This is a genomic window from Rhizobium sp. A22-96, assembly GCF_053521805.1.
On sequence record NZ_JBNWDQ010000002.1, the window covers coordinates 793995 to 810962 of the forward strand.

At 60.8% G+C, this 16968-nt stretch carries 17 protein-coding genes; 2 read left to right on the top strand and 15 right to left on the bottom strand.

Features of this window, described 5'->3' with window-relative positions; translation table 11 throughout:
• The first annotated feature begins 161 nt into the window (after positions 1–161).
• Both ACQZ6F_RS10345 and ACQZ6F_RS10350 read left to right on the top strand, forming a co-directional pair.
• Complete coding sequence (locus ACQZ6F_RS10345; protein ID WP_449091886.1) at positions 162–1352, top strand: efflux RND transporter periplasmic adaptor subunit; 1191 nt, start codon at positions 162–164, stop codon at positions 1350–1352.
• Between the two features lie 14 nt (positions 1353–1366).
• Positions 1367–4714: an efflux RND transporter permease subunit gene (locus ACQZ6F_RS10350; protein ID WP_449091885.1), complete on the top strand. Its 3348-nt coding sequence runs from the start codon at positions 1367–1369 to the stop codon at positions 4712–4714.
• A gap of 62 nt (positions 4715–4776) precedes the next feature.
• On the opposite strand, the gene ureG is transcribed toward ACQZ6F_RS10350, so the two are convergent.
• From ureG to urtB, 15 genes are all read right to left on the bottom strand, one after another.
• Complete coding sequence (gene ureG / locus ACQZ6F_RS10355) at positions 4777–5388, bottom strand: urease accessory protein UreG (protein WP_068401472.1); 612 nt, start codon at positions 5386–5388, stop codon at positions 4777–4779.
• A 105-nt stretch (positions 5389–5493) separates the two neighbouring features.
• Positions 5494–6126, bottom strand: coding sequence for an urease accessory protein UreF (locus tag ACQZ6F_RS10360; protein WP_449092393.1), 633 nt, complete (start codon positions 6124–6126; stop codon positions 5494–5496).
• A gap of 60 nt (positions 6127–6186) precedes the next feature.
• A complete protein-coding gene (ureE, locus tag ACQZ6F_RS10365) occupies positions 6187–6684 on the bottom strand; it encodes an urease accessory protein UreE (RefSeq protein ID WP_449091884.1) in 498 nt (165 codons plus the stop codon).
• A gap of 79 nt (positions 6685–6763) precedes the next feature.
• Positions 6764–7624 (bottom strand): GGDEF domain-containing protein, encoded by an 861-nt coding sequence (locus ACQZ6F_RS10370; protein ID WP_449091883.1) that lies wholly within the window; start codon positions 7622–7624, stop codon positions 6764–6766.
• A 271-nt stretch (positions 7625–7895) separates the two neighbouring features.
• Entirely contained in the window at positions 7896–9608 is a 1713-nt protein-coding gene (gene ureC / locus ACQZ6F_RS10375; RefSeq protein ID WP_449091882.1) for an urease subunit alpha, read from the bottom strand.
• Positions 9609–9611: 3 nt separating this feature from the next.
• Positions 9612–10235 carry a Urease operon accessory protein gene (locus ACQZ6F_RS10380; protein ID WP_449092392.1) on the bottom strand — a complete coding sequence of 208 codons (624 nt, stop codon included), beginning with the start codon at positions 10233–10235 and terminating at the stop codon, positions 9612–9614.
• A 17-nt stretch (positions 10236–10252) separates the two neighbouring features.
• Complete coding sequence (locus ACQZ6F_RS10385) at positions 10253–10684, bottom strand: lysozyme inhibitor LprI family protein (protein WP_449091881.1); 432 nt, start codon at positions 10682–10684, stop codon at positions 10253–10255.
• 23 nt (positions 10685–10707) lie between these two features.
• Complete coding sequence (locus ACQZ6F_RS10390; RefSeq protein ID WP_449091880.1) at positions 10708–11013, bottom strand: urease subunit beta; 306 nt, start codon at positions 11011–11013, stop codon at positions 10708–10710.
• 11 nt (positions 11014–11024) lie between these two features.
• Positions 11025–11279, bottom strand: a complete 255-nt coding sequence (locus tag ACQZ6F_RS10395; RefSeq protein WP_267550591.1) for a DUF1272 domain-containing protein — start codon at positions 11277–11279, stop codon at positions 11025–11027.
• Positions 11280–11286: 7 nt separating this feature from the next.
• A complete protein-coding gene (locus tag ACQZ6F_RS10400) occupies positions 11287–11589 on the bottom strand; it encodes an urease subunit gamma (protein WP_034476417.1) in 303 nt (100 codons plus the stop codon).
• Positions 11590–11731: 142 nt separating this feature from the next.
• Positions 11732–12553, bottom strand: a complete 822-nt coding sequence (locus tag ACQZ6F_RS10405) for an urease accessory protein UreD (protein WP_449091879.1) — start codon at positions 12551–12553, stop codon at positions 11732–11734.
• Between the two features lie 163 nt (positions 12554–12716).
• On the bottom strand, positions 12717–13412 hold the full coding sequence (urtE, locus tag ACQZ6F_RS10410; protein WP_199150318.1) for an urea ABC transporter ATP-binding subunit UrtE: 696 nt from the start codon (positions 13410–13412) through the stop codon (positions 12717–12719).
• 1 nt (position 13413) lies between these two features.
• Positions 13414–14169 (bottom strand): urea ABC transporter ATP-binding protein UrtD, encoded by a 756-nt coding sequence (gene urtD, locus ACQZ6F_RS10415; protein WP_449091878.1) that lies wholly within the window; start codon positions 14167–14169, stop codon positions 13414–13416.
• A gap of 4 nt (positions 14170–14173) precedes the next feature.
• Complete coding sequence (gene urtC, locus ACQZ6F_RS10420; protein WP_449091877.1) at positions 14174–15334, bottom strand: urea ABC transporter permease subunit UrtC; 1161 nt, start codon at positions 15332–15334, stop codon at positions 14174–14176.
• Entirely contained in the window at positions 15331–16956 is a 1626-nt protein-coding gene (gene urtB, locus ACQZ6F_RS10425) for an urea ABC transporter permease subunit UrtB (RefSeq protein WP_449091876.1), read from the bottom strand. Before urtB ends, urtC begins: the two co-directional genes overlap by 4 nt.
• Positions 16957–16968 lie beyond the last annotated feature (12 nt).

The window sequence follows — 16968 nt, forward strand, 5'->3', positions numbered from 1 at the left end:
CGCTCCCATGTACAGGAGCGAATTTAGGATTGGGGACCTGCAGCCATGACAGACGGATGTTTATCCGCCGGATGAGCCGGCTCGCATGCATTGATCCCCCGTGTTCGCGACGGATAACAGCGAAATCCCTTTGACCACGATGCCGAACTGGAACCGGACGCATGGCCTCCACGCCGTTTAGACTACTAAGCACGACTGCAATCATGCTTTCCCTGCTGGCAGCGCCCGCCGCACTGGCCGAGGAACCCGTCGTTACCGCGCCGAAGCAGAACCTTCCCGCAATCGTCATCACCACCGCCGCGATGCGCAAACTGACCGACAAGGTCGTTGCGACAGGCACGGTGAAGGCCGTCGAGGAAGTCTATATCCAGCCGCAGGTGGACGGCCTCTCGATCCGCACGCTCAACGCCGATGTCGGCGACAAGGTCGAGGCGAACAGCACGCTCGCCACCCTGAACGAAGACGCCCTGATCCTGCAGAAGAGCCAGATGCAGGCAACGCGCGCCAAGGGCGAAGCAAGCCTTGCCCAGCTGCATGCGCAGCTCGCCGAGGCTCGCGCCAATGCGGAAGAGGCCGAATTGCAACGCGTCCGCGCCGTCACAATGGGTGCCAAGGGCACGATGTCGACCTCCTCCGTCGAACAGGCCAATGCAGCCGCAGCGGCCAACAAGGCCCGCGTCGGATCCGCAGAACAGGCAATCGCGGTGTCCGAGGCCGACCTCAAGGTCACCGACAGCCAGATCGCCGACACCGACCTGAAGCTCGCCCGCACCGGCATCAAAACCCCTGTCGCCGGAACCGTCGCCTCGCGCAATGCTCGCGTCGGCGCCATCGCCAATGGCAATGGCGATCCGCTCTTCACCATCATCCGTGACAGCCAGCTCGAACTGGTGGTCGATGTTTCCGAAAGCGACATCACCAAGATCGTCATCGGGCAGAAGGCCCTGATCTCGCTGTCGGGCAGCCGCGAAAAGCTGACCGGCACCGTGCGCCTGGTCGCGCCGATCGTCGACTCCCTCACCCGCCTCGGCGCGGTGCATATCACCATCAACGAAGGCGACAAGGCGCGCGCCGGCATGTATGGCAGCGCCGAAATCGTCATCCGCCAGGAAGAAGGCGTTGCCCTGCCGCTGACGGCCGTCAACAGCGATGAAAGCGGCTCTTCCGCCCGCAAGGTCGAAAACGGCGTCGTCAAGTTCGTCAACGTCGAGACCGGTATTCAGGACGGAGCCTATATCGAGATCCTCAAGGGTCTGAAGGCCGGTGAAGATGTCGTCGCCAAGGCCGGCGCCTATGTCCGCGATGGCGACCATATCACGCCCGTGCGTGATACGTCGCAAGCCTCCAACTGAGCGAGAACGGTAAGATGAACTTCTCCGCCTGGTCCATCCGAAATCCGATCGCCCCGCTCCTCGGCTTCTTCCTGCTGATGGTGGTGGGCGCCCACGCCTTCTTCAATCTGCCGATTACCCGGTTTCCGAACATCGACGTACCTGTGGTCAACGTCACCGTGACGCAGAGCGGCGCCTCGCCCGCCGAGCTCGAAATGCAGGTGACGAAAGAGGTTGAAGACGCCGTCGCCGGCATCAACGGCATCGACGAAATACAATCGACCGTGACCGACGGCCAATCGCAGACCGTCGTCATCTTCCGTCTGGAAGTACCGACCGAGCAGGCCGTTCAGGACACAAAGGATGCCATCGACCGTATCCGCGGCAACCTGCCGTCCACAATCGATGAGCCCATCGTCTCCAAGGTCGACGTCGCAGGTCAGGCAATTCAGAGCTTTGCCGTTTCCTCGCCGAATATGACGTTGGAAGAGCTGTCCTGGTTTGTGGACGACACGGTCAAGCGTGCCTTGCAGGGTCAGGCCGGTATCGGCCGCGTCGATCGCTACGGCGGCGCTGACCGAGAGGTCCGCATTGAGCTCGATCCGAACAAGCTAAACGCCTACGGCATTACCGCCTTGTCGGTGAGCCAGCAGTTGCGCGGCACCAACATCGACCTCGGTTCCGGCCGCGGTCAAGTTGCCGGCAGCGAGCAGGCAATCCGCGTCCTCGGTGACGCCCGCAACGTCGCGCAGCTCGCCGACACCACGATCGCGCTGACCAACGGCCGCTTCGTCAAGCTCTCCGCCCTCGGAGTGATCAAGGACACCTATCAGGAACCGAAGTCGTTCTCGCGGTTCAACAGCACCCCCGTCGCCACTTTCGCCGCGTTTCGCGCCAAAGGCGCCAGCGAGGTAACGGTCGCCAAGACGGTTGCCGACACGCTCGATAAGGTTCGCGCCGAAAACCCGAACGTCACGATCGAAATGATCGACGACTCTGTCTACTACACCTATGGCAACTACGAAGCGGCGATGCACACGCTGCTCGAGGGTGCGCTACTGGCCATTCTCGTGGTCTTCCTCTTCCTGCGGAATTGGCGTGCGACGCTGATTTCCGCTGTTGCCCTGCCGCTCTCCGCGATCCCGACATTCTGGATCATGAGCGAGATCGGTTTCTCGCTGAACCTTATCAGCTTCCTGGCGCTGACGCTGGCAACGGGCATTCTTGTCGATGACGCGATCGTTGAGATCGAGAACATCGCCCGCCATATCAAGATGGGCAAGACGCCGTATCGCGCCGCAATCGATGCTGCCGATGAGATCGGTCTGGCCGTCATTGCGACGACCTTCACCATCATCGCTGTCTTCGTGCCGGTCTCCTTCATGCCGGGCATTCCAGGCCAGTACTTCATCCAGTTCGGCCTCACGGTCGCCTTCTCGGTGTTCTTCTCGCTGCTTGTGGCGCGTTTGATCACACCGATGATGGCTGCCTATCTCATGCGCGCAGAAGACGGCGTTGACGATCACCACGACAACGACGGACGCCTCATGCGCGGCTATAGCTGGCTGGTACGGATCACGACGAAGCGTTGGTATACGCGCTATCCGACGCTGCTGGCGGCTTTCGCCTTCTCCATTGCCTCCGTGGTTGCGCTCGTCATGTTCGTGCCCGGTAGCTTCATTCCGCCGGAGGACTCGTCGCGTATCGTGCTCTCGGCCGAACTGCCGCCGAACGCACGGCTCGAGGATACCGAGCAGGCGACCAATGAAATCTATCGGCGCGTCAAGGGCATCGACGGCGTCCAAAGCGTCTTCGTTCTCGGTGGCGCTTCGCCGAAGGGCGATCTGGAACTGCGCCGCGCGACGGTGACATTAACGCTTGGCAAGCTCGATCAGTCGCTTGTCAAGAAACTGGTGAACGACATGCTCGGCTCGCTGCCAGTGATCGGCCCTCACCTGCCGAAAGTCGCCGTGCACGGTCGCGAGCGCCCGCAATGGGATGTGGAAAAGGAAGTCTTCGCAAAGTTGCGAGATATCCCTGACGTCCGCATCACCAAGCTCAACGACCGCGGCGATCGCGACCTGACTTACAACTTCCTCTCCCGCAACGAGAAGGATCTGAACCAGGCCGTCGGCATTCTGGAGGCCAAGCTTCGCACCGATCCGGCCCTCGCCAATGTCAGCGCCGACGGCGCGCTGCCGCGTCCCGAGCTGCAGATCTATCCGCGCAAGGATGAGGCGGCACGCCTCGGCATCACACCGCAGATGATTTCCGATACGGTGCGTGTGGCCACCATCGGCGATATCGACGCTTCGCTTGCGAAGATCTCGCTCGACGATCGCCAGATACCGATCCGCGTTCAGGCTTCGCTCGGCATGCGTCGTGATCTGGCCGCCATTCGTGCGTTGCGCATCAAGACGTCCATGGGCACCACCGGACAGGCGTCGACAGCCACCAGCGTACCGCTCTCAAGCGTTGCCGATATCAACTATTCCGAGGGTCTGTCTTCAATCAAGCGCAACAACCGCTTCCGTGTCGTCTCCATCGGCGCCGATCTGCCACAGGGCGTAGCGCTGGATACGGCATCCGAGCACTTCCTTGACATCGTCAAGAGCGCCAAAATCCCGTCGACCGTGCATCTGGCGGAAAGCGGCGACACCAAGGTGCAGAAAGAGATGATGCAGAGCTTCGGCAACGCCATGCTGCTCGGCCTTCTGCTTGTTCTGACCGTGCTGATCCTGCTGTTCAAGAACGTGATCCAGCCTTTCACCATCTTGCTGTCGCTGCCATTGGCGATCGGCGGCGTGGCACTGGCACTCATCATGACCGGCAATGCGCTGTCCATGCCCGTCATGATCGGCATTCTCATGCTGATGGGCATCGTCACCAAGAACGCCATCCTGCTCGTCGATTTCGCCATCGAGATGATGCATCAAGGCATGCCACGGTTGGAAGCCGTAGTGGAGGCCGGACGCAAGCGCGCGCGTCCGATCATCATGACCTCGATCGCCATGTCGGCCGGCATGCTGCCGTCAGCGCTCGGCGTCGGCGAAGGCGGCTCGTTCCGCGCGCCCATGGCGATTGCCGTGATCGGCGGCATTATCGTCTCCACCGTGCTCAGCCTGGTGGTCGTGCCGTCCTTCTTCCTGATCATGGACGACCTGTCGCGCCTGTTCGGCTTCCTCTTCGGCAAGCTCGTCGGGAGGAAGGATGCCGATGACGAAGTCCTGACCAAGGAAGGCCTGGCGAGCGCCATCGACGAAAACCGGAAATCGCTCGCCACTCTCGAGGAGCGTCTGGAGATGGTTGAGAACAAGGATGGCAGAGGCCACCGGTCAAGCGGCGCGAATGTGCTGAAGCTGCCACCGCTCGCGGCCGAATAGGCTTTGGCGCGAGCTGAACATCAGTCAGCTCGCCTCTACGACACTGATAAAGACGGGGCGGCTCAAAGGCCGCCCTGTTCCTTTAGAAAACTGACGATCGTACCGACGCCCTCGCCGCGCTTCATGTCGGAAAACACGAAAGGGCGAGCCTGGCGCATGCGGGTGGCGTCACGGTCCATCACATCGAGATCGACCTCGACGAAAGGCGCCAGATCCTTCTTGTTGATGACGAGCAGATCCGACTTGGTGATGCCGGGGCCGCCCTTGCGCGGGATCTCCTCGCCTTGACACACCGAAATGACGTAGATGGTGATATCGGCCAGATCAGGCGAAAAGGTCGCGGCCAGATTATCGCCACCGGATTCGATGAAGACGACGTCGAGATCCGGAAGCCGCTCGTTGAGGCCGGCGATGGCCTGCAGGTTGATCGTCGCATCCTCGCGAATGGCAGTGTGCGGGCAGCCGCCGGTTTCAACGCCGACGATACGGTCGGACGGCAGCGCCTGCATGCGCACCAGCGCTTCCGCATCTTCCGTCGTATAGATATCATTGGTGACGACGGCGACGGAATAGTCGTCACGCATCGCCTTGCACAGCTTCTCCGTCAGCGCCGTCTTGCCTGAGCCGACGGGGCCGCCGATGCCGACGCGCAAAGGTCCATTTCTCGATTTCATGCTCACAACTCCGATAAAGCAACAGCATAGCGAAGCGCCCGCCCGCCGCACAGCGGCGAATGACGTAGGTCCTGCCTCATTGCGGGATTTTCCCAGGGCTGCACATCACGACCGAAACAGCCGTGTGCCCTGGATTTCATGGCGCAGACTGGCAATATCCGCCTGCACCGTCGCCGCACCGAGATCGTCGAGATTGGATCGCCCCGCCCGCTTCGCCACATCGGCGATGGCAGCTTCCAGGGCCGCCAGAATGGCAACTCCGTCCTTCTGCCCGCTGACGCCGAGCCGGATGCCCGCAGACAGCATCTGCGACGCCAGGGCATGCAGGAAGGCGGCAAGCGCCTTCTCGACCGGAATAGCGTGCGCGCCGGCAACCGCGCCGACCGCGACCGGATAAGCGGCCTTTGCCGGCAGGATCGAAAAGATCCCGTGCGGCCATGCCCCGGCGGCGGACAGGAAGGCTTCTCCGAGCAACATCGTCTCGGTGTGACGCTCTTTGGACCCAGCCAGCGCTTCCGCCAGTTCCACGACGGCCGCAAGCCGCGGCGCATCTTCCCCCGCATGGTGCGCTTCGGCAAGCAACACGGCGTCATTCCAGACAGCACCATGATGGATGATGGTCTCGATCCAATCCTTCAGGCTCTTGCTGTCGTGAACCAGCCCGTCATGCACTGCCCGTTCGAGGCCGCCCGAATAGGCAAAAGACCCAATCGGAAAAGCCGGTGACAGCCATGCCATCAGCCGCAACAGCGCCTGCAGATCACGACCGTCGGATACCAGTTCTTCGCTCACAATCGTTCAATCATGCGAATGGTGGCCATGCCCGTGATCATGGTCACTGCCGTGGCCATGCGAATGGCTGCCGTGGGAATGATAGGCGCCACGCGCCGGCTGGAAAGGCTCGCTGACCTCGGCCACCGTGGCGCCAAGCCCTTCAAGCATGGAGCGGATGACATGATCACGCAAGATAAGGATACGCTCCTCTTCGATCTGCGCCGGCAGATGCCGATTGCCGAGATGCCAGGCAAGCTCGATGAGATGCCGGCGATCGCGTGGCTTGATTTCGAACAGCTTTTCGTCTGCCGCCACGATCTCGATCAGCTCGCCGTCCTCACGAACCAGCAGATCGCCATTGGCAAACAGCACCGGCTCCTTCAGGTCGAGCATGACCATCTCGCCGTTTTCGAGATGCAGCAGCTTGCGGCGCAGGTGCCGCAGATCATGCGGCAGAACGACACGATCGATCGGGTTGGAAGAAGGAGTGCCGGCCGGAAGATAGGAGGTTACGTGTAGCATGACAGGTCCAATTCAAAACTCTGCCAGACCATGCAAAATAGTCGCCTCCGGTGCAAGCACCAATGCCGCCTGCCAAACACTACATGCGCTGCACGTAGCGCTGCAGTTCCACAGGATCGGTCATGGCTTCGTGCTCATGCTCGGTCGCGCAACGATGCCAGACCTGGGACAGCCGCTCGCGCTCGTGAATGACGCGATTGCGGCCCAGCGTCTTGGCAAGATAAAGCGCCTTGTCGGCCGCAGCATAGACGGCGGCCGCCTTTCGATCCTTGCCGATATCCGCGATTCCCGCCGAGATGGTGATTTTCACCGAGCCGCCGTCGACGGCAATCGGGTGGTTGGCGATCTGTTCCTTGATGTCCTCGATGCGGGCGATGCGCTCGTCATTGTCGCCACCGTGAATGATGGCGCCGAATTCCTCGCCGCCAAGACGGGCGATCACGTCCTCACCCGTGAAGACATCGGCAAATATCTGCGATACCGCCGCGATGACCGCATCGCCGGATGCATGGCCGAAGCGATCATTGATCGTCTTGAACCGGTCAACGTCGAAGATCACCAGCGACGCATCATGACCAGCCTCATTCAGGGCTTCGGTGAAGGCGCGGCGGTTGAACAGGCCGGACAGCATATCGGTGCGGCTCAGCCGCTCGAATTCGGCGCGGGATACTGCGAGCCGATGGATCGCAAACCCTGCGAACACGGCCAATGCGCCGGAAACGGTAGCGCCTATGATCCATGCCAGCAGGACACCGAAGCGCATTGCCTCGAGGAGCGGCAACGGCAAAAGATCCAACCATTGCAGCACGGGAAGCATCGCAATCATGATCACAAGCGACAGGATGACGGCTGCAAAACTCATCTTAAGCGCGAAAATATAAATCGCACGCGGATGCTGAAAATTACCGATCTCAGCTTGCAGCGAAATCCATCGTCTCATGCGATTCACCTTCTTCTGCCACCGTTTCAGTCATGTGAGATAGGGGTGAAGGCGCTTCCAGGTCTTTAACACAATGATTAAAATGCGGTGCATTTCCCAACTTGTGAACAATCGTGGATGGCCGATGGCATCTACTTTTTCAGGAAATCCAGGGTGAGGCGCGGATCTGTCTCCACAAACCACTGATAACGCTGCATTAACTGCATGAAATGGCGAAAGCCCCGTTTCCGGGGCTTTCTCGTCCACTGGTAGTTGATTTCCACAGCCTTCATCAAAACAGGAAGTAACGCTGGGCCATCGGCAGCACCGTCGCCGGCTCGCAGGTGAGAAGCTCACCGTCGGCCCGCACTTCATAGGTCTCGGGATCCACCTCGATATGCGGCGTGAGGCTGTTGTGGATCATCGAAGCCTTGGAAATGCCGCCGCGCGTGTTTTTCACCGGCAGCAGCGCCTTGGCAACGCCGAGCTTGGCCGCAAGCCCTGCATCGAAGGCGGCCTGGGAGACGAAGGTCACCGAGGAATTGGTGCGATTCTTGCCATAAGCGCCGAACATCGGGCGATAATGCATCGGCTGCGGCGTCGGAATCGAGGCGTTCGGATCGCCCATGGGCGCCGCTGCAATGGAGCCGCCGAGGAGAACCATCTCGGGTTTAACGCCGAAAAAGGCCGGGTTCCAGAGTACCAGATCGGCACGCTTGCCGACTTCGATCGACCCTACCTCATGGCTGACGCCATGGGCGATGGCCGGGTTGATCGTATATTTGGCGATATAGCGCTTCACCCGGAAATTGTCGTTATCGCCAGTTTCCTGGGCCAGCCGGCCGCGCTGGCGCTTCATCTTGTCGGCGGTCTGCCAGGTGCGGATCGCCACTTCGCCGACGCGGCCCATGGCCTGGCTGTCGGATGAGATGATCGAGAAAGCGCCGATATCGTGCAGGATATCCTCGGCGGCGATGGTCTCCTTGCGGATACGGCTTTCGGCAAAAGCGATGTCTTCCGGGATCGACGGCGACAGGTGATGGCAAACCATCAACATGTCGAGATGTTCGGCGATGGTGTTAACCGTATAGGGCCGCGTAGGGTTGGTCGAAGACGGGATGACGTTAGACTGGCCGCAAATCTTGATGATATCAGGAGCGTGACCGCCGCCGGCACCTTCCGTGTGAAAAGCATGGATCGTGCGCCCCTTGATGGCGCCGATCGTGTCCTCCACGAAACCGCTTTCATTCAACGTATCCGTGTGGATCATCACCTGCACGTCGTATTCGTCGGCGACGCTCAGGCAGCAGTCGATGGCCGCCGGCGTCGTGCCCCAGTCCTCGTGCAGCTTCAGCGCACAGGCACCGCCAAGCACCATCTCTTCCAGCGCTGCCGGCAGCGAGGCGTTACCTTTGGCCGAGAGACCGATATTCATCGGAAAGGCGTCAAAGGACTCGATCATGCGAGCCAGATGCCAGGGTCCCGGCGTGCAGGTGGTCGCCAGCGTCCCATGCGCCGGGCCGGTGCCACCACCAAGCATGGTGGTGATGCCTGACATCAGCGCTTCTTCGATCTGCTGCGGGCAAATGAAATGGATATGGCTGTCCATGCCGCCGGCGGTAACGATCTTGCCCTCACCCGCAATCGCCTCCGTGCCCGGCCCGACGATGATGTTGACCCCAGGCTGCGTATCCGGATTGCCGGCCTTGCCGATCGCGACGATGCGGCCATCCTTCAATCCGATATCCGCCTTCACCACCCCCCAATGATCGACAATCAAAGCATTGGTGATGACGGTATCGACGGCCCCGGCGGCCCGGGTCACCTGGCTCTGCCCCATGCCATCGCGAATGACCTTACCGCCGCCGAATTTCACTTCCTCGCCATAGGTGGTGAAGTCCTTCTCTACCTCGATGAACAATTCGGTATCGGCCAGCCGCACCTTGTCGCCGACCGTCGGTCCGAACATGCTGGCATAGGCGGCGCGGGAAATCTTGTAGGGCATCGATCAGTCTCCTTGGGAGGCAGAGATAGGGTTCGTATCGGCGAGACGCCTTAGGCGGCCGGAGGAAACGTAGCTGTCCACCAGCCGCTTCTCGGCGGCAAAAGGATGCTCGTCCCAGCCCGTATGGCTAAAGCCGGTAATGGCGATATCGTCGTCGGGATGGTGCGCCAGCACCTCGGCAATCACGATCATGCCGCTGCTCGGCACCACATAGGAGCCGGGCTCATGGACAGCGAGCGCCAGATCGACGCCCTCATGAATGGACTGGCCGATGACGACATGGCGTTTGCCGGTCGCCTGGCAGAAAGCAGTGAATTGGTCGGTATAGTCGTCGCAGAAATCATCGAGTTCCGGATGCGACAACGACAGCGGCCCGCGCAATGCAGCGAATTTGACTGGATCCCGCACGCTCCAGATTTCCGAGGCGGAGGCGACAGCAGGGCTCCTGCGCCACTCTGCGGAACCGAGCATGGCACGCGCCGGCCGGCCGGTATTGCAGACCGCAACGACATCGGTGCGGCTGCCGCCGGCACCCATCGAGCGGCAATCATTGAAGCGGATGACCTTGTCGGCGGCATCGATCATGGCCGCCGCACCCGCCGCGATCTCACCATTGCCGACGATCATCACCGTGCGCCTTGCGCTCATTGATCGCCTCCGATCCCGTCGGCAAGTTCCTTCAGTTCTTTGGTCCGCTTTTTGCTCAAGTCGGCCTTGCAGCCGGAAACCAGCATCGGCTCCATCGATCCGCCCCGCGCCTGGAAGCCTGCCGCTTCACATTCGCCGTCGCGATAATCCACCCAAGCGCGCTGCGCCTTCAGGAGTGCCTTTTCGGCACCTTTCATATCGTTTTCCAGATCGGCATCGATCGCGACCATCGCAGCGCGCGTTTTCTTGTATTGCGCGTTCAGCGCCTTGTCGGCCGTGTCGAAATCGCGCGCCGCACAGATATTCAGATCCGTCTGCGCCTCGGCCTTCGAACAATCGATCTGCGGTTCGTCCGCGTCGCTCTGCGCGAAGGCTGCGCCGCACATCAAGGTCGCTGCAAAGAATGCAGCGGATGCAAGCAATTTCATTGACATAACTCCTCCTCCCGAGCCTAGAGCTTGCCCATGATCTGTTGGCGAAAGCCGTAGACTTCGCGCTTGCCGGATAGAGGGATGAGCGTCACCTGGCGAGTCTGGCCGGGCTCGAAACGCACGGCCGTGCCGGCTGGAATATCCAGCCGCATACCCTTCGCCTTGTCTCGATCGAAGGCCAGGCCGCCATTGGTCTCGGCAAAATGATAATGGCTGCCGACCTGCACCGGCCTGTCGCCGGTGTTGGAAACCTCCAGCGTCACGGTGGCGGCACCGACGTTCAGCTCGATATCGCCGCTTGCTGTAATGACTTCACCTGGGATCATGATCTTTTTCCTTATGCAGCCCGGACGGGCGCACAGCCCTCAGCTTTCAGAATACGCTTGGTCGAAGCGGGATATTTGGCGAGCAGCGCCGCCGGGCGAATGGGCCGTTGGACGAACTCACCACCGCAATTCGGGCAGATGCCACCCAGTACGCCGCCAACGCAATCGACACAGAACGTGCACTCGAAGGTGCAGATCATCGCGTCGGGGCTTTCCGGCGGCAAGTTCCTGTCGCAGCATTCGCAATTGGGTCTGAGCTCCAGCATCGCGGCGTTACCGGATCGGTTCGTGGACGGTGACGAGCTTGGTCCCGTCGGGAAATGTCGCCTCGACCTGAACATCGTGGATCATCTCGGCAATGCCCTCCATCACCTGATCGCGGGTGATGACGTGAGCGCCTGCCTCCATCAGCTCGGCAACCGGACGACCGTCGCGGGCACCCTCGACCACGAAATCACTGATCAGCGCGATGGCTTCGGGATGGTTGAGCTTGACACCGCGCTCCAGCCGCCGCCGCGCCACCATCGCCGCCATGGAAATCAGCAGCTTGTCTTTTTCTCTTGGAGTGAGGTTCATCGCCTACCTACGTGATTGCTGTTTTCAGAGCATGATGCCGAAACGTGTGAGCAGTTTTCGGACGACATCATGTTCTACTTCTTTGATTTTGGAACCGGATGATTTTAGGTCAAGCAGGCCTGAAATCATCCGGCTCCGGGGACTACAGGTTCCAGACTTTCGGCACAGGCGCACCATTGCGCAAGGCGGAAATGATCGGGATCAGGATTTTTCTCAGCGCGAAGCCATCGGCAGCGGCAAGCCGCACCACGAGCTTGTCGCTCCAGTGACTGACGCCCCCAACATGGCTTTCGACAAGCAGCCGGACCTGACGCAAATAAGTCTCCGCGAGCGGCCCGGCATAAAGCAGCGTCGCGAAGGCTACCTGACCGCCCAATACGGCGCTCCTTGCCGTCAAAGCCGCGATATCACCATCGAGCCGCAGCTCCTCGGCATGGATCAGCCGCCCGTTGCGACGGATGCGCCAGCGATCACGGAACAATCCTTGCGCCATTGCCTCACCCATGGCTTTGCGCCCGAGCAGGATAGCCTCGACGGCGAGAAATTCAGCTGAAGCGTCGAGTTCGACATTGAGTTTGCGCGACAGCGAGGCGCGGTCAAACAGAATGGTTTCCTGCGGCAGCCAATCGACGCGCGCGCCGGCGCCGACTTTGATGGAGGTCTGCATCATGGCGGTGTCGGCCGAAGCCTTGTAGATCTTCTCGCAGGCCTGCGTGGTCACATCGATGCGCGTGCCTGGTGCTGCAACGATGCTCCAGTCCATCTGGTCGCCGCCGGTGAGGCCGCCAGCCGTATTGATGATGACCGCTTCCATGGAACTGTCGAAGGTTTCAGGCAGCCGGATCTTCGCCGCCCCTTCCTGAAAGAGTTCGGCAAGGCGCGTGCGGCCGCCAAGCGACTTGGCCGCCAGATGACCGCGACCCCGCGCCCTCTGCGGTCTCGTGCTCGCCGCCGCCATCGCCATTCCGTCTCTCCACTTACCACATCATGCCAAGGTCGGATCATTGAAACCCGGCAAGGAATAAACGCAAGCAATTTCTGTGCCTTATGAAATAGCCCGCGGGAGCGGCCTGCCATGGGCGGGAGCCGCTTCATTTTTCGTCAAACGCCGAAAAGAAAGGCACTCTTCAGACCGTCAGATGTCGACGAGCCTCCGGCGTATCCAGCGTCTCGGCCAGCCCCTCATGCACGATCTCGCCGCGATCCATGATGTAGACGTAATCGGCAAGCTCGCGGCAGAAATCGAGATATTGCTCGACCAGCAGGATCGCCATGCCGGTGGAGTCTCTCAGATACCGGATTGCCCGGCCGATATCCTTGATAATCGAGGGCTGGATGCCCTCGGTCGGCTCGTCCAGCACCAGGATCTTCGGCCGCGTCACCATCGCCCGGCCGATGGCCAGCTGCTGTTGCTGGCCGCCCGACAGATCGCCGCCGCGTCGCGACAGCATGGATTTCAGCACCGGAAACAGGCTGTAGATATCGTCGGGAATATTGCGATCGCGGCGCGAGAGCGGTGCATAACCACTTTCCAGATTCTCCTTCACCGTGAGCAGAGGAAAGATCTCACGGCCCTGCGGCACATAGCCGATACCCTGCTTGGCGCGGGCAAAGGGCGCCATGCCGTTCAGCGTCACGCCGTTGAACGCGACTGTTCCCGCCGACAGCGCATGCTGGCCGGTGACGGCGCGCAAGAGCGAGCTCTTGCCGACACCATTGCGTCCGAGCACGCAGGTGATCTTGCCCATCTCGGCCTTGATGGAGATGCCGCGCAGCGCCTGTGCGGCACCATAATGCAGATTTGCGTTTTCGACTGTCAGCATCTCATCGCCCCAGATAATTCTCGATCACCTTCGGATCGCTGCTGACGAAATCGATCGAGCCCTCCGCCAGCACCGAGCCTTCGGCCAGGCATGTCACCTTGACGCCGAGATCGCGAATGAAGCCCATATCGTGTTCCACCACGACAACGGAACGCGTCTTGGCGATCTCCTTCAGCAACAGAGCCGTCTCCGCCGTCTCCGCATCCGTCATGCCGGCAACGGGTTCGTCCACCAGCAGCAATTTCGGCTCCTGCGCGAGCAGCATGCCGATCTCCAGCCACTGCTTCTGGCCGTGGGAAAGATTGGCCGCCAGCTCGTCGCGACGATGCGACAGACGCACCGTTTCGAGGATTTCGTCGATGCGGGCGCGATCGGCCGATGTCAGCCGATAGAACAGCGTTGCAAAGACGCCGCGATTGCGGTTGAGCGCCAGTTCGAGATTATCCCAGACGGTATGGCTCTCGAAGACGGTCGGCTTCTGGAATTTCCGGCCGATGCCCAGCTGGGCGATATCCGCTTCGTCCCTCTTGGTGAGGTCAATCTGGCCATTGAAGAACACCTCACCCTCGTCGGGCCGCGTCTTGCCGGTGATGATATCCATCATCGTCGTCTTGCCGGCGCCGTTCGGGCCGATGATGGCGCGAAGCTCTCCCGGCTCGATCACCATGGACAGTGAATTCAAGGCCTTGAAACCGTCGAAGGAGACCGAGACATTGTTGAGATAGAGCATGCTGTTGGGCTTGATATCCGGGATCATGGTCTTACTCCGCCGCCTGTACGGGCTTGCTGGCTTCGTCCTCCGCGGCCTTGGGCTGCGGACTGACCGGCTTGGGTTTCCTGGCTATATAAGGACCGATCGTTCCGACGATGCCCTTGGGCAGGAACAGCGTCACCGCGACGAACAAGCCGCCAAGCGCAAACAGCCAGAAGCTGGGAAACAGTCCGGTGAAAACAGTCTTGCCGCCATTGACGAGGATGGCGCCGATGATCGGGCCGATCAGCGTTGCCCGGCCGCCAACCGCCGTCCAGATCACCACCTCGATCGAGTTGGCGGGCGCGAATTCGCCGGGGTTGATGATGCCGATCTGTGGCACATAGAGGGCCCCGGCAATACCCGCCATCATCGCCGACACGACGAAGACGAACAGCTTCACATGCTCGACGCGATACCCGAGAAAGCGCGTGCGGCTTTCCGCGTCGCGCACTCCCACAAGCACCTTGCCGAATTTCGACCGCACGATGGCTGAGGACAGCATCAGCGCCAGCGCCAGGATCAGCGCAGTGATGGCAAAGAGCACGGCGCGCGTACCATCGGCCTGGATGTTGAAGCCGAGAATATCCTTGAAGTCTGTCAGGCCGTTATTGCCGCCAAAGCCCATATCGTTGCGGAAGAAGGCAAGCAGCAGCGCATAGGTCATCGCCTGCGTGATGATCGACAGGTAGACGCCGTTGACGCGTGAGCGGAAGGCGAACCAGCCGAAGATAAAGGCAAGCAGGCCGGGTGCGACGAGCACCATCAGCATCGCGAACCAGAAGTTATCGAAGCCATACCAGAACCACGGCAAATCCTTCCAGTTCAGGAAGACCATGAAATCGGGCAATATCGGATTGCCGTAAGTGCCGCGCGAACCGATCTGCCGCATCAGATACATACCCATCGCATAGCCGCCGAGCGCAAAAAAGGCGCCGTGGCCGAGCGAGAGAATGCCGCAATAGCCCCAGACCATATCAAGCGCCAAGGCGAGCAGCGCATAGGTCAGGTACTTGCCGAACAGCGACATCAGATAGGTCGGCACATGCAGAGCGCTGGTTTCCGGCAGAGCCAGGTTCGACAGTGGCACGAGAAAGGCGGCGGCGAGCAATATCGCGATGGCGATGCTGATACGGCGGTCAAGCGAGCGCAGGATGAAGGCGGTGATCATGCTTCCACCGCCCTTCCCTTGAGCGCGAAGAGCCCGCGCGGACGTTTCTGGATGAAGAGGATGATGAGAACGAGCACGAGGATCTTGCCGAGCACCGCTCCCGCATAGGGCTCAAGGAACTTGTTGAGAATGCCGAGAGAGAAGGCGCCGACCAGCGTCCCCCAGAGATTGCCGACGCCACCGAACACCACGACCATGAAGCTGTCGATGATGTAGCTCTGGCCGAGGTTCGGCGAGACGTTGTCGATCTGCGAGAGCGCGACACCAGCCATGCCGGCGATGCCCGATCCGAGCGCAAAGGTGAAGGCATCGACCCAGGGCGTGCGGATGCCCATCGAGGAAGCCATGCGCCGGTTCTGCGTCACCGCTCGCATCTGCAGGCCGAAGGCGGAGCGCTTCAGCAGCAACAACAGCGTAACGAACACGCCGAGTGCGAAGACGATGATCCAGAGGCGGTTCCAGGTGATGGAGAGGTAGCCGAGATCGAAGGAGCCGGACATCCACGAGGGATTGCCGACTTCCTGGTTCGTCGGTCCGAAGATCGAGCGCACCGCCTGCTGCAGGATCAGCGAGATACCCCAGGTCGCAAGCAACGTCTCCAGCGGCCTACCGTAGAGAAAGCGAATGACGCCGCGCTCGATGACGAGACCGACCGCACCGGTGACGATGAAGGCAACCGGCAGAGCGATCGCGAGCGACCAGTCGAACAGTTCCGGGTACGAATTGCGGATGACGCTCTGCACCATGAAGGTGGAATAGGCGCCGAGCATTACCATCTCGCCATGCGCCATGTTGATGATGCCCATGACCCCGAAGGTAATGGCAAGGCCGATGGCGGCCAACAGCAGCACTGAGCCAAGCGACAGGCCGTACCAGACATTCTGCACCGCATCCCAGAACTTCAACTGGTCCTGAATGCCGGCAATGGCGGCGGCGACATCCGGCTTGAGACTATCGTCAACGGAGACAGAAGAGAGAATACCGATCGCATCGCGACCGCCCTCGACCTTGATCGTCTCGATCGCCGCCTTCTTGTCTTCCAAGGGGCGGTCGGAGCCGAGCACGGCAACAGCTCGAGCCCGTTCGAGGACAGTGCGAATTTCTCCGTCTTTCTCGTTCTGCAGCGCCGTCTCGACGGTCTCCAGCGAATCCGCGCTCGGCGATTTCAGCACTGATTGCGCTGCCTCGAGCCGGACACCGCGATCCGGGCTCATCAGCGTCAAACTGCCGAGAGCCGCACGGACGGCGCGGCGGAGACTGTTGTTGATCTTGATCTTGCCGAGATTGTCCTGGGCTTCCTGCCCGGCCGCCTGTCCCGTGAGTGGGTCAACCAGGGCCATCGCATCGCCCGAGGACTTGGCGATGAAGACCTGGTTGTCGGATTTGCGGACATAAAGATCGCCATCGGAGAAGGCCTGCAGTGCCGGCACAACCTTGGGGTCGCCGGTCTTGGCAAGGCTCTGGACGATCGCAGCGGCCTGCTGGAAATTGGCCTGACCGAGCGAATTGACGAGGCCATGGGCATCTTCCTGAGCGCGCAGGCCCGTGGCCGTCAGCGCTAACATGAGACAGAAGCCGGCGACGAGCGCCATGGTTATGCGGTAAGTGAATTTGTCGAACATTGGGCTTGTCCC